This window comes from Pseudomonas sp. A0308 (assembly GCF_044218815.1).
GTDB lineage: Bacteria > Pseudomonadota > Gammaproteobacteria > Pseudomonadales > Pseudomonadaceae > Aquipseudomonas > Aquipseudomonas iridis.
Genome location: NZ_CP162581.1, coordinates 5,335,624 through 5,348,998 on the forward strand (window position 1 = coordinate 5,335,624; position 13,375 = coordinate 5,348,998).

13 protein-coding genes and 1 pseudogene are annotated in these 13,375 nt (G+C 60.6%); 8 read left to right on the forward strand and 6 right to left on the reverse strand.

The features are described from left to right. Positions 1–2 precede the first annotated feature (2 nt). On the forward strand, positions 3–767 hold the full coding sequence (locus AB4P92_RS24735; RefSeq protein WP_395598307.1) for a CHAD domain-containing protein: 765 nt from the start codon (positions 3–5) through the stop codon (positions 765–767). Positions 768–1,010: 243 nt separating this feature from the next. Beyond that, positions 1,011–1,805 (forward strand): acyl-CoA thioesterase II, encoded by a 795-nt coding sequence (locus tag AB4P92_RS24740; protein ID WP_261736393.1) that lies wholly within the window; start codon positions 1,011–1,013, stop codon positions 1,803–1,805. 23 nt (positions 1,806–1,828) lie between these two features. Here AB4P92_RS24740 and AB4P92_RS24745 read toward each other — a convergent pair. The 3 genes and pseudogenes from AB4P92_RS24745 to AB4P92_RS24755 all read right to left on the reverse strand — a co-directional run. After that, positions 1,829–2,059 (reverse strand): annotated as a pseudogene (locus tag AB4P92_RS24745) (terminase); the annotation flags it as partial. 228 nt (positions 2,060–2,287) lie between these two features. After that, positions 2,288–3,769, reverse strand: a complete 1,482-nt coding sequence (locus AB4P92_RS24750; protein WP_200616731.1) for a methyl-accepting chemotaxis protein — start codon at positions 3,767–3,769, stop codon at positions 2,288–2,290. A 185-nt stretch (positions 3,770–3,954) separates the two neighbouring features. Continuing rightward, positions 3,955–4,761 (reverse strand): TatD family hydrolase, encoded by an 807-nt coding sequence (locus AB4P92_RS24755; protein WP_261736392.1) that lies wholly within the window; start codon positions 4,759–4,761, stop codon positions 3,955–3,957. Between the two features lie 236 nt (positions 4,762–4,997). Here AB4P92_RS24755 and AB4P92_RS24760 point away from each other — a divergent pair, with 236 nt between their 5' ends. From AB4P92_RS24760 to AB4P92_RS24770, 3 genes are all read left to right on the forward strand, one after another. Continuing rightward, a complete protein-coding gene (locus AB4P92_RS24760; protein WP_047302392.1) occupies positions 4,998–6,419 on the forward strand; it encodes a transglycosylase SLT domain-containing protein in 1,422 nt (473 codons plus the stop codon). A 107-nt stretch (positions 6,420–6,526) separates the two neighbouring features. Continuing rightward, a complete protein-coding gene (locus AB4P92_RS24765) occupies positions 6,527–6,961 on the forward strand; it encodes a DoxX family protein (protein WP_047302390.1) in 435 nt (144 codons plus the stop codon). 248 nt (positions 6,962–7,209) lie between these two features. Next, positions 7,210–7,518 (forward strand): hypothetical protein, encoded by a 309-nt coding sequence (locus tag AB4P92_RS24770; RefSeq protein ID WP_042560318.1) that lies wholly within the window; start codon positions 7,210–7,212, stop codon positions 7,516–7,518. On the opposite strand, the gene greB is transcribed toward AB4P92_RS24770, so the two are convergent. The 3 genes from greB to AB4P92_RS24785 are packed head-to-tail and all read right to left on the reverse strand — an operon-like array spanning position 7,519 to position 11,238. Beyond that, on the reverse strand, positions 7,519–8,016 hold the full coding sequence (gene greB, locus AB4P92_RS24775) for a transcription elongation factor GreB (RefSeq protein WP_025113125.1): 498 nt from the start codon (positions 8,014–8,016) through the stop codon (positions 7,519–7,521). It lies immediately after the preceding gene. A gap of 34 nt (positions 8,017–8,050) precedes the next feature. Next, entirely contained in the window at positions 8,051–10,555 is a 2,505-nt protein-coding gene (locus AB4P92_RS24780) for an ABC transporter permease (protein WP_395598308.1), read from the reverse strand. After that, positions 10,555–11,238, reverse strand: coding sequence for an ABC transporter ATP-binding protein (locus tag AB4P92_RS24785; protein ID WP_395598309.1), 684 nt, complete (start codon positions 11,236–11,238; stop codon positions 10,555–10,557). Before AB4P92_RS24785 ends, AB4P92_RS24780 begins: the two co-directional genes overlap by 1 nt. 10 nt (positions 11,239–11,248) lie before the next feature. Between AB4P92_RS24785 and AB4P92_RS24790 the strand changes: the two genes are divergently transcribed. From AB4P92_RS24790 to AB4P92_RS24800, 3 genes are all read left to right on the forward strand, one after another. After that, the gene (locus AB4P92_RS24790) at positions 11,249–11,854 is read left to right on the forward strand and encodes an arylesterase (RefSeq protein WP_042560281.1); all 606 of its coding nucleotides are present in this window, start codon (positions 11,249–11,251) and stop codon (positions 11,852–11,854) included. 57 nt (positions 11,855–11,911) lie between these two features. Then, the gene (locus AB4P92_RS24795) at positions 11,912–12,205 is read left to right on the forward strand and encodes a hypothetical protein (RefSeq protein ID WP_007908575.1); all 294 of its coding nucleotides are present in this window, start codon (positions 11,912–11,914) and stop codon (positions 12,203–12,205) included. A 108-nt stretch (positions 12,206–12,313) separates the two neighbouring features. Next, positions 12,314–13,285: a L,D-transpeptidase family protein gene (locus tag AB4P92_RS24800; RefSeq protein WP_042560280.1), complete on the forward strand. Its 972-nt coding sequence runs from the start codon at positions 12,314–12,316 to the stop codon at positions 13,283–13,285. Positions 13,286–13,375: the final 90 nt, after the last annotated feature.

Consider the following 13,375-nt stretch of genomic DNA (forward strand, 5'->3'; position numbering starts at 1 on the left):
TGATGTCTGCGTTGGTTGGCGGCTTGGTGGCTCATGTCCTGAGCCTGGAAGTACGATTGCTGGCCTGTCAGGCGCGCCTCACCGCGCGTACCGACCCTGAGGCGCTGCACGATCTGCGCACCACGGTGCGACGCTTGCGCAGTCTGTTGCGGCCGTTGCGCGGCTTGCCGGGTGTCGAGCAACTGGAAGACGCAGCGTCGGCGGTCGGTCAGTTGACCACTCCGTGGCGTGATCGCGAGGTGCTGGCGGCGTATCTGCTCGAACACGATCAACCCGAAGCCGCACAGCGACGCATGGCGCAGATGGCCGAAGCCTACCCGGCGCTGGCGGCGAGCCAGGAAGTGGCCTCGCTGCTGATGATCCTCGACGCTTTTCCGCGCTTCTTGCGTGCCTCGCAGCGTCAGGGCCTGCTCAAGCGTCTGGGCAAGCGCATCGAAAAACGCCTCGGCAAACAATGGGAAAAACTCGACGAAGCGCTGCACGATCCGGCCCATGACCGGCATCGTCTGCGCCTGCTGATCAAACGTGTGCGTTATGGCATCGAAGCTTATCCCGAACTGGATCGCTTGCCCGAGTCAGCGCTGGAGCGGCTGAAGTCCGCGCAAGGGGCCTTGGGTGATTGGCACGATTGCTGGCAGTGGCTGGCGCGGGCCGAGCTGGAACCGGACCTTCAGCCGTGTGTCGCGACTTGGCAGGCAACGATGATCAAGTCTGAGGCCAAGGCAGATCGGGTGCTCGAAAAACTCAGCGCAACCTGCTTCAAATAATCCCGCAATCCCCCTGTAGGAGCTGCCGAAGGCTCGGGCCGCGATCGGACGATCTTTTGATCTTGTTTTTAAAAACCAAAAATCAAAAGATCTCAGCCTTCGGCAGCTCCTACAGGGGTTTTTCATTGGGTTTGAAATCGGCGTAAGGCCTATCTGTCTGCCCATTTGACCGGAATAGACGCTGCGGCGCTTTGCGTGGCTGGTTAAGATCCTCGCATTCATTTTTCGTTTTTTGAGGTTGCCATGCGCTTTAGCGATCTGCTTGATGCGGTCCGTCGTGGTCCGGAACTGACCATTCCCGCCGAATGGGGTCAGGGCCGCGCGAGTTTCGGTGGCCTGGTGGCTGCGCTGCAATACGAGGCCATGCGCGCCAGGGTGCCGGCGGATCGCCCGGTGCGTTCGCTCGCGATCACCTTTGTCGGCCCGGTCGAGCCCGAAGTGCCGGTGCAATTCGAAGTCGATGTTCTGCGAGAAGGCAAAGCCGTCAGCCAGGTGCTGGGCCGGGCGATGCAGAACGGTCAGGTGGTGACGATCGTCCAGGGTAGCTTTGGTGCCTCACGACCATCAGAGGTAGCGGTGGAAGCTTATCCCGCGCCGCAAATGAAGCACTGGGACGAATGCCAGGAGTTGCCGTACATCAAAGGCGTGACCCCGGAGTTCATGCGACACTTGGCGATGCGCTGGACCAACGGCGGCATGCCGTTCACCGGCACCCCATCGCGGCTGATGGGCGGTTGGGTACGTCTGCGTGGGGATGTGAAAGAAGAGCCGGTCAGTGAAGCGCATCTGCTGGCGCTGGTGGATGCGTGGCCACCCGCGCTGTTGCCGTATCTGAAGAAGCCTGCACCGGGCAGCACGTTGACCTGGACCATCGAATTCGTTCAGCCGCTACGCGACTTGAGTACGCTGGACTGGTGCCAATATCTGGCAGACATCGAGTACGCCGCCGACGGTTACGGCCATGTCGCCGCCAAGCTGTGGAGCGCGCAAGGGGAACTGATCGCCATGAGTCGCCAGACTGTCACGATCTTTGCCTGACTCGATGCCGACGCTGGCGCTCACGCTTCCAGGTGGTGACCGTGGCGCTGTAAACCCAGCGCCGCGACGATGCCAATCACACCGATGGCCACGCTGACCAGGCTCAGGCTGAACACACCGGAAACGATCAACAGAAACGCCACGATGAACAACGGCACTGCGATCAAGTGCAGCACCTGATGGGTCGGATGCTGTTGATTGTCCGGGTGCGCGCGCCATTGCCACGCGGGAAGGTTGGGGTGACGTTTGCCCATGTCTGCTACTCCTCGATCCGTGTTGAACACATGGCTGAAGAATAGGCCGGGGCGTGAAGGGCGGCGAATCAAGCTTGGCTATGAACGCGATAGGCTTCATCGCAGGAATTGATATTGACCGGGCTGACGCCATCGCGGGCAAGCTCGCTCCCACAGGATTGAGCGGTGTTCACATAATTTGCGTCCGCTAAAGATCCCTGTGGGAGCGGGCTTGCCCGCGATGGGCCCTCAGAGTTTCAACTGTCCAATGGCTTTGCTCAGTTCCCCCGCCAACGTCGCCAACTCATTACTGGTCGTCGCCGAATCCACTGTCTGCTGCACGGTGTTCTCGGTCACATCGCGAATGCTCACCACCGCCCGATTCATCTCCTCGGCGACCTGACTTTGCTGCTCTGCCGCGACCGCGATCTGCGTGTTGCTCTCACGCATCTGCGCCACCGCTCCAGTGATTTCCGCCAGCGCCTCGCCCGCTTCCTGCGCCTGCTGCACACAATCGTCAGCCTTATACGAACTCTCCTGCATGAAATCTACCGCATCACGCGTGCCGGCCTGCAACGCCGACACCATGCTGGTGATCTCGTCGGTGGAGGTCTGCACGCGTTTGGCCAGGTTGCGCACTTCATCGGCGACCACCGCAAACCCACGGCCCATCTCACCAGCGCGGGCCGCCTCGATGGCGGCGTTGAGCGCGAGCAGATTGGTTTGCTCGGCGATGCTGTGAATCACGCCGACCACGCCGTTGATCTTCTGGCTGTCCTCGGCCAGCCGTTGAATCATCTGCGCGGTCTGCTGCACGCCGCTGGACAGGCCGGTAATCGAATGCTGAACCCGTGCCACCACTTGCTGGCCGCTGCCGGCGAGGGCATCGGCGGTTTGTGACAGATCGCGGGTGGCGCCGGCGTGCTGGGCGATGTGGTAAACGGTGGCGGTCATTTCGTTGATCGCCGTGGCCGCCTGATCGGTTTCACTCTGCTGGCCGAGCATGCCGTGACGCACTTCGTTCATGCTCGACGCCAGGCGCGCAGCCCCGACATCCAGTTGCCGTGCGGTATTGGCGACAGTGGTGACGACGCGCTGATAACCGGCCTGCATTGCATTGAACGCATTGGCCATCTGCCCGACTTCATCCTTGCCGGCCAGCGGCACGCGGGCGCAGAGGTCGCCGCTTTTTTCAACGTGCAGCATCACGTCTTTCAACGTGTTCAGTTGGCTGAGCAGGAAGCGGATCAGCAGTTGCGAAGCGCCAAGCATGGCAAGCATCAGGATGAACACCGCCACCGCGTAATTGGCGAAGCGCTCCCCGAACACTTGAGTCAGGCTGGGGCCATAAGCGACGACCGCGACTTGCTGACCGTCGGCGCGGCTGAAAACTTCGGCGCCGATCAGCAGGTTGTCGCCGAACAATGGCAGGTGATTGATCTCGTGCCAGCCATTGCTTTCGGTGATCTCCAGCAGCGGCTGATCGTTGAGGCGCGGTACTTCGCCGCGTTTAAACGTCAGCACTTGCTCGGCCTTGGGCAGCGGTTGCCCGGCAGGCCAGGCCTTGAGCAACTGCGCCTGAGTTTGCGCCGACGATTGGGCCGCGTGACTGCGCGCCTGCTGTTCGAGTTGAACGGCATATAGCACCAACAGCAGGGTGGTGACGAAGGCGACCGCGTTGACCGCCCAGAATTTGTATTTCAGCGAGATGTTGCTAAGCCAGGCACCCATGGAGGTCTTCTCTGATAGCGGAAACAGTTTTGGCAAGGTGCCAGCATTGTGCCGCTATGCAGGGGAGCCTATTTGATGTGGGTCAACAGATCCGGTGGTGAAAGAAAAAGATCGCAGCCTCCGGCAGCTCCTACAAGGGAATGCCGTCCATGTAGGAGCTGCCGAAGGCTGCGATCTTTTGATGTTCAGGCCAATTCAGGGAGACCAAAAAATACCCGGCTGCAAGCGGTCGTGTGCGCCGCCAGATCTTCCTCGGTCTCACCCCGATGCAAGGCCACCTCACGCAACACCTCAGTCAGATACGCCGGCTCATTGCGTCCGTTCTTCGGTTTCGGTCGCAGGGTGCGTGGCAGCAAATACGGCGCGTCACTCTCGAGCATCAGCCGCCCGCGCTTGATCTCCTTGACCAGCGGATGCAGATGCGTGCCTCGGCGCTCGTCACAGATCCAGCCGGTAATGCCGATGTGCAGATCCAGGTCGAGATAGCTGAATAACGCCTTTTGTTCGCCGGTGAAGCAATGCACCACGGCGGCGGGCAGTTGATCGCGGAAATCCTTGAGAATCTCCAGCAGGCGCTGACTGGCATCGCGCTCGTGCAAGAACACCGGCAATTGCAGTTCAACGGCCAGTGCCAGATGCTCTTCGAGGACTTTTTCCTGCTGCGGGCGCGGCGAGAAATCGCGGTTGAAATCCAGCCCGCATTCACCCACCGCGACCACATTGGATTCCTTCAGCAAACTGCGCAGGCGTCGGGCGCTGTCAGCGTTCCAGTCACTGGCCGAATGCGGGTGAATCCCGGCGGTGGCGAACAGTCGTTGACCGCTTTCATCCAGCTGCTGGCAGAGTTCCAGAGCCTGCTCGCTCCCCTCGATGCTGGTGCCGGTCAGCACCAGTTGGCAGACCCCGGCGGCATAGGCGCGGTCGAGTACGGCCTGGTGTTTGTCGGCGAAACTTGGGTTGGTCAGGTTGACGCCGATATCGATGAGTTGCATGGTTGCTACCTCGGGCCGAAGGCCGGAAAGCATACCAGAGCTGTAGATTCATAAGAAAAGCCAAGAACTACAAAGAGTTATCGCTGTCTTTTGATGCCGCGAAACAGCTTGGGTTGGCAGTAATGCCATCACTGTGCCAGTCTCTCGCACGTTGCCAGCGCTCCAGGCGCTCTGTTTTCGTCGGTGATTTCAACCGTTGCGCGGTGATTTCGCCCCGTATCCTTTCCGGAGAGTGGATGATTCGTCCCTCGGTTTTGCTGCTGTTGTGTGCATCGTTGCTACTGCCAATGACGGCGGTTGCGCGTCTGCCCGGGCCGCTACAAGCCGTGCCCGCCGCTAAAGTCCGCGATCTTTCGGAGATTCGCAGCAGCCGCGTGTTGCGGGTGCTGGTCAACCAGAGCCGTAACAGTTCCGGTGAAGTCCAGGGCCAGGCCATCGGCGTCGAATACCATCGCCTGCGTGCCTTCGAGCAATACCTCAATGGCCACTCCCGGGATGGCCAGGAAATTACCCTCAAGATCATTCCCAAAGCCAAGGATCAACTGCTCGGCGCGTTGCAGCGTGGGGAAGGTGACCTGGTGGCGCCCGGGGAATTGCTCGAACTGCAACCGGGTTATGCGGTGGCCAGCAGTGAACCGATCGCCAGCAACGTGCCGTTGGTGCTGGTGGGCATCAAAGGCCAGCGGCGCTACACCAAGGTCGAGCAACTCGCCGGTAAAACCCTGGCGTTGCCCACCGGCAGCGCAGCAGGGGAGGCGATCAGTCAGCTCAATCAAAAACTGGCGTTGCACAAACTCGCGCCGATCAAGATCGAATGGGTCGATCCGACGCTGGCCGTCGAGGATGTACTGGAGATGGTTCAGGGCGGCATTTTTCAACTGACCGTCGTTGAACTGCCGATTGCCGAGCGCTGGGGCAAGATCCTGCCCAAGCTGCGTGTTGATCGACAACTGGTGATCAGTGAGCCGGGTGAGGAAAACTGGTTCGTGCGCCGTGATGCGTCGATGTTGCGGGCCAGCGTCGACCGCTTCATCAGCGGTTACAAGAAACCGGCGAACGAAGACGCGGCGTTTCTGCGCATTTATCGCCGGCTCTATCAGGTTCACTATCCATTGGCCAAGGCCGACCGTCAGCGTCTGGAAAAACTGCGCCCGACCCTGCAAAAACATGCTGCTGCACAAAATATGGATTGGTTGAACCTGGCAGCGCTGGCGTTCAAGGAATCGGCGCTGCAGCCCAACGCCCGCAGCGGCAGTGGCCCGACCGGGCTGATGCAGATCACGCCATCCGCCGCCCAGCGCGTCGGCGTGAACAATATCCAGAATCTTGATGCAAACGTGCAGGCCGGGGCCAAGTACCTGGCGCTGATCCGCCGCAAGTTCTTCAACAGCCCCAAACTTAACGAGCGCGAACGCATGGCGTTCACGCTGGCGGCCTACAACATCGGCCCCGAGCGAGTGCAAGGCATGCGCGCCGAAGCCCGGCGCCGTGGACTCAATCCCAACCAGTGGTTCTTTCAGGTCGAGCGTATTGCCATGGAGCAGGTGGGAATGGGGGCCGTCAGCTATGTTAATAGCGTGAACAAGTATTACTTGGCGTTCGATCGGGAGCGGGAGTCGTTGGAGCCCGGTGGACAGAAAGTTGTCTCACGTAAATAATCAAATAAATCGATTGTTATGGCGAAATATTTGCGCTTTAAACATGAAAATAACTGATTAATATAGCGGCCAACCCACACACACTTTCGCAAAACAAGGAACGCAGCATGAGCTCTCTGATCAACAAGGTACTGTTCACCCGCGCTGGCTACGGCCTGACCATCCTGCGCATCGTAGTCGGGGTGATTTTCGCCGCACATGGCGCACAAAAACTCTTCGGAATGTTCGGTGGGTATGGACTTGCCGGCACTGCACAGTACATGGAGAGCCTGGGTCTGACGCCGGGTTACGCCATGGCCGTCCTGTCGGGTGGTACCGAGTTTTTTGCTGGCCTGGCGCTGATCATCGGCCTGCTGGTCCGTCCGGCAGCCTTGGGTTTGACCGTCCTGTCGCTGGTGGCGATCTTTACCGTGCACATCAGCAACGGTCTGTTCATGGCCAACAACGGTTACGAGTTCGCCTTGGCTTTGCTCGGTGGCAGCCTCGCGGTACTGATCGAGGGCGCCGGCAAGCTATCGGTGGACCGCGCCATCGCCGGTTGACCGCTCTGGCTCAAGCAAAAGGCCCGCATTGTGCGGGCCTTTTTTTGTTGTGGCTGATTCTTGACACTGATCGGTCACGTTCTCTAGGATGTTGCCCATGCGCCGATTTAAACAGCTACTTGCGGGGCGCCAGGTGACTCGATCAGTCACCGTCAGAAGCCGGAACAGGGCTTCGAAATACCGCTAAAGCGCTGGTTCGGTGTTGCCTCTCACCTGCCATGCAGACTTTTGAGGCAGAGACACGACCAATGAATGCATTACGCCCTCCAGCACGTCCCGCGCCGATCACGGCACATATCACCCAGCGCAATCCAAAAATCCTCCTTGGCGGTAAACATCAGCCGACGCTGTTGCGTTATCTCGACGGCTGGCCACGGCGCAGCGGCGGTCCTGCCGCGTTCCTGATCCAGTTCGTTGAGGACGGTGAGTCGCTGACGCGTTTTGCCAGTGACAGTTTCGATCTGGCGGTGATTCAGTCACCGAGTCAGGAAGAGGCCTCTGAAATGATCAAGCAACTGGTGCGTGTCGCGCGGCAGGGGCTGATTACCCGTCGCTGATTACGGGTAATCGATCGCCACGATGTAAACGCATTGTTCGCCGGTCGGGGTTTGCACGCGCACTTCGGCATCCAGCGCCTTGCCAATCAAGGCGCGGGCCAACGGCGAATCAATGCTGATCAGGCCCAGCTTCAGATCCAGTTCATCAGGGCCAACGATGCGGTAGCGCGATTGCTTGCCGTCTTCGTCCTCGATGGTGACCCAGGCGCCGAAGTAGACCTTGTTCGGATCGCTGGGTTTTTCGCTGACAACCTTGAGTGCTTCCAGACGTTTGGTGAGGAAGCGCACACGACTGTCGATTTCGCGCAGCATCTTCTTGCCGTAGGTGTATTCAGCGTTTTCCGAGCGATCCCCCTGAGCCGCCGCCTCACTGACCGATTGCGTCACTTGTGGGCGGCGCACGTGCCACAACTCATGGAATTCGGCACGCATCCGCGCTTCACCTTCAGGGGTGATCAGCGCGGTGCCGGCGGTGCGGGGAGGGCGATAACGGCTCATGGCAACTTCTTGTGGTGACGAGCGCTTGAGTCTATCAACCCTCGCGCAACACTGTCAGCGGACTTGCGTTGAGTGCCCGGCGCGTGCCGAACACGCCAGCGCCGCCAATCAGCACTGCGCCAATCAGCGGTAGCACCAGCAGCCACGGATGCGGATGCCACGGCAGATCGAACGCGTAGCGATACAACACCAGACTCACCACATCCGAGCCAATCGCCGCGAGCAAACCGCTGACCGCGCCGAGCAGGCCGAACTCGATGCGCCGGGCCTTGATCAGCAATTGCCGCTCCGCACCCAATGCACGCAGGAGCGCGCCTTGTCGGATGCGTTCATCCAGCGTCGCTTGCAACCCGGAAAACAGCACGGCCATGCCCGCCGCCAGGACAAACAACAGCACGTATTCCACCGCCAGGGTGACCTGGGCGAGGATGCTGCGCAGCTGTTCAAGCAAGGCTTCGACCTGAAGAATGGTCACTGCCGGGAAGGCGCGCGAGAGTTCGACGATCTGCTGGTCGTGACCCGCGGCCAGATAGAAACTGGTCAGGTAGGTCGCTGCCAGATCCTTCAATGTGCCGGGCTGGAAGATCATGAAGAAGTTCGGCTGGAAGTTGTCCCAGTTGATATCGCGCAGGCTGGTGACTTTCGCTTCGCGATTGACCCCGCCAACACTGAACACCATGTGGTCGCCCAGCTTGAGCTTGAGGCTCTCGGCAACTTTGCCTTCCACTGACACACCCGGTACATCACCGGTTGGCTGGTCGGTCCACCACGATCCGGCGGTCAGTTTGTTGCCGGCGGGCATATCCGCGGCCCAGGTCAGGCTGAGGTCACGTTGTACCGCGCGGTCGCCGGCAGAATCCTTGCTGACGATTTGCCGCACCGGCTCACCGTTGATGCTGATCAGCCGCCCCGGCACGACCGGGTACAGCGGCGCCGCTTGCGCAGACACCTTGATCAGGTGATCGGTGAAAGCCTGCTTGTCCGCCGGCAAAATATTCAGGGCAAAGTAGTTTGGCGCGTTTTTTGGCAACTGGTTTTGCCAGGTGTCGAGCAGTTCGCCACGCAACAGCGCGATCAGCGCCATGGACAACAAAATCAAACCGAAGGCCAGCGATTGACCCGCTGCGGCCAGCGGATGGCGCAACAGTTGGCCGAGGCCAAGACGCCACGGCAACGATGCACGGGCGAGCATCCGCCGCAGGCTTTGCAGCAACAGCAGCAACAGGCCACCCAGCACCAGCGCAGCGACGACGCCACCGCCGAGCAGTGCGAACGTCAGCAGCAGATCAAGGCTCAGGCGCCACATGATCAGACCTAGAGCGCCCAAAGCGGCACCGTAAACCATCCAGGTACTCGATGGGATCGGCAGCATGTCGCGGCGTAGCACGCGCAATGGCGGTACGCGACCCAGCGCGGCGAGCGGCGGCAGGGCGAAACCTGCCAGCGCCACCAACCCGGTGCCGATCCCGGCGATGGCCGGAAACAGGCCGCCCGGTGGCACATCACTCGGCAACAGATCATGCAACAGCGCAAACAAACCCAACTGTGCCAACCAGCCAAGCAAAGCGCCGCTGAGGCTGGCGAGCAGACCAAGTACCGTCAGTTGCAGGCTGAACAACACCATGGTTTCGCGGCGTGACAAACCGAGGCAACGCAGCAACGCACTGGCATCGAAACGACGGCTGGCGAAGCGATTTGCCGACAGAGCGACGGCCACCCCGGCCAGCAACACCGCGACCAGGCTGGCCATGTTCAGATAGCGTTCGGCTTTGCCCAGCGCGCCACCAATCTGTCGGTTGCCGTCGCGGGCATCCTGAATCCGCTGGTTCGCCGCGAGCCCCGGTTTGATCAACTGTCGATAGGTTTCCAGCGCTTGCGGCTCGCCGCGCCACAGTTCGCGGTAGCTCACCCGACTGCCGGGCTGCACCACTGCGGTGGCGGCAAGATCGTCGAGATTGATCAGCACCCGCGGCGTCAGGCTGTAGAAGTTGCCGGCGCGATCCGGTTCGTAGGTCAGCACCCGGGTCAGCTTCAATGTCTTTGAGCCGACATCAATGCTGTCGCCGATCTTCAGATCCAGCGCAGTCAGCAGACGTGCCTCGACCCAGGCTTCGCCCGGTTGTGGTTCGCCACCGGTCTCTTCAGTGGCGAAGGGCGCCGGCGCGCTTTTCAGTTCGCCGCGCAATGGATAAGCGCGATCAACCGCTTTGATGCTCGACAACTGAATGCCGTTGTCGGTGGCGATGACGCTGGAGAACTCCACCACTTGCGCATGGTTCAGACGCAGTTCGGTGCCGCTCCTGATCTGCTCCTCACGGGCCGGCGAGCTGCCTTCAAGCACCAGGTCTGCGCCCAGAAACTCGGTGGCACGCAACATCATGGCGCCGTTGAGGCGAGCGCCGAAATACCCGATGGCGGTACTCGCCGCCACCGCCACGACAAGGGCGAAGAACAATACCCGCAATTCTCCGGCGCGGGCATCGCGCAGCAGTTGGCGGATGGCGAGGCTGAACAGACGCAACAGCGGCAGACGTGCCATCAAGCCTCCAGGGGGGCGACCAACAGCCCGGCTTCAAGACGGATCAGACGCCGGCAGCGATGGGCCAGGCGTTCGTCGTGGGTCACCAGCACCAGAGTGGTGCCGCGTTCCTTGTTCAATTCGAACAGCAAGTCGCTGATGCGTTCGCCGGTGTGGCTATCGAGGTTGCCGGTGGGTTCATCGGCGAACAACACGTCAGGTTCGGCAGCAAACGCCCGGGCAATCGCCACACGTTGTTGCTCGCCACCGGACAATTGGCGCGGAGAGTGCGTCAGGCGCTGGCCGAGGCCGACCCGTTGCAGCAATTGGGTGGCGCGCTCACGGGCGTCTTTGCGGCCATCAAGCTCCAGCGGCAACATGACGTTTTCCAGGGCATTGAGGCTGTCGAGCAATTGGAATGACTGAAAGACGAAACCAACGTGCTCGGCACGAATGCGCGCGCGCTGGTCTTCGTCGAGACCGCTCAGGTCCTGGCCGGCCAGCGTGACTTCGCCGCTGCTGGGCAGGTCGAGTCCGGCGAGCAGGCCCAGGAGGGTGGATTTGCCGGAACCGGACGCGCCAACGATGGCCAGGCTGTCGCCCTTGTTCAGTTCCAGGCTGAGTTCGTGCAGGATAGTCAGTTCACCTTCCGCGCTGGAAACCACTTTGCTGAGGTTCTTCGCGGTGAGAATGCTTGCGCCCATGGAGAATCCGATGCGAGTGTGGTTTTTGAGTGCTGGCCTGGCCTTGATGTGCATGGCCCAGAACGCAGCGGCGGGTACTGTCCTGATCGTTGGCGATAGTATCAGCGCCGGTTTCGGCCTGGATACCCGTTTGGGGTGGGTGTCGTTGCTTGAGCAACGGCTTGAACAGGAGGGTTTCGACGATAAAGTGGTCAATGCCTCCATCAGCGGCGACACCAGTGCCGGAGGTCAGGCGCGGCTGCCAGCGCTGCTTGCAGAGCATAAGCCTGATCTGGTCATCCTCGAACTGGGCGGCAATGACGGCCTGCGCGGAATGCCGCCAACGCAATTGCAACAAAACCTTGCGGCGATGATCGACAGTTCGCGACAAAGCGGCGCGAAGGTGCTGCTGCTGGGCATGCAGTTGCCGCCAAACTATGGCAAGCGCTACACCGATGCTTTCGCCGAGGTTTACGGCAAACTCGCCGACGACAAGAAAATCCCGCTGGTGCCGTTTTTCCTCGACGGCGTGGGCGGTCATCCGGACCTGATGCAGGCCGATGGTCTGCACCCGGCGGCCGGGGCTCAAGGCAAGTTGCTGGAAAATGTCTGGCCGACGCTGAAACCGCTGCTTTGAGGCTTTTCTAGCGGCAGGCTTTCGGCTAATGTGGCGCCCCCTTAATCGGAGGCCCCGATGTCGCGTTCTGCCTGGTCCCTTTTTGCCTATCAACTGATCGAGCCTGACGAGCAGCTGGATCTGTTCGCCTGCCAGGAAGTGCGGGTGCATCTGGTGACACGTCAACTCGAACTCGGTGGCTCGGCCGATCGCACCTTGTGCGGCAGCCTGCTGCCGGCGCAACCGCGCTGGTCGAGCGTGGATCGCCGGGTCTTTCAGGACCAGCGGCTGTGCTCGCTGTGCCGGGCGATCCTTGAGTCGCAGAAGCGCGGCACTTCGCCGATCTGGCCCGAGTTGCGTTTCGAGCTCTAAGATAAAAAGAGCGCAGGCACGGTCTATCGGCCTGTCTCCCCGAATATTCCAAGTGCGGTGTACAATCGCGCTCTTATACCCTTGTTGATCACGCGAAGGATTTTCCGGATGTTGCCGCGCTTTCCTGCCGTCACCCGCTGCCTGTCACTTGCCGCCCTGTGTGTGGCCGGTCCCGTTGCTGCATTGGAGCTTCCCTTGCCACCACCCGGTGAAGACATCGTCGGCCAGGTGCAAGTGATCAAAGCCAAGTACGAAGACACCTTCGCCGATCTGGGCACCACCTACGATCTGGGCTATTCGGAAATGGTCGCAGCCAACCCGGGCGTCGATGCCTGGCTGCCAGGTGCCGGTACCGAGATCGTTCTGCCGACGCGTTTCATTCTGCCGCCGGGCCCGCGTGAAGGTATCGTCATCAACCTTGCCGAATACCGCCTCTATTACTACCCCAAAGGCCGGAACGTGGTGTACACCTTCCCGCTGGGTATCGGGCGTGAAGGTTGGGGTTCGCCGATCGCGCACACCACCATCACCGCCAAAACCCCTAATCCGACCTGGACGCCTCCAGCGTCGATCAAGGCTGAACACGCCGCTGATGGTGATCCGCTGCCAAACGTGGTGCCGGCCGGTCCTGACAACCCGCTGGGCCCGTTCAAGTTCACCTTGGGCACGCCGGGTTACCTGATCCACGGTTCGAACAAGAAGTTCGGCATTGGCATGCGCACCAGCCACGGTTGCTTCCGCATGTTCAACAACAACGTGCTGGAAATGGCTGGCATGGTGCCGGTCGGGACTTCGGTGCGCATCCTCAATGATGCGTACAAGTTCGGTCGCAGTGGCGGCAAGGTCTATCTGGAAGCGCACACGCCGATCGACGACAAAGGTAATCCGTCGGTGGTCGACAAGCACACGGCGGTGATCAACGCGATGCTCAAGCGTGAAGACATCACCAACAACCTGCGCATGAATTGGGATGTGGTGCGCGATGTAGTCGCAGCCGAAGATGGCCTGCCAACCGAAATCGGTACGCCTGGCACTTCGGCGCCGATGGTCTCCAGCGCCCCGATCGATCTGCAGCAGTAAGCTCAAACAAAGAACCCGCCGATGCGTGAGCGTCGGCGGGTTTTTTATTGTCCGGACAAAAGCATCCGGCACAAAAAAGCCGACCCAAAA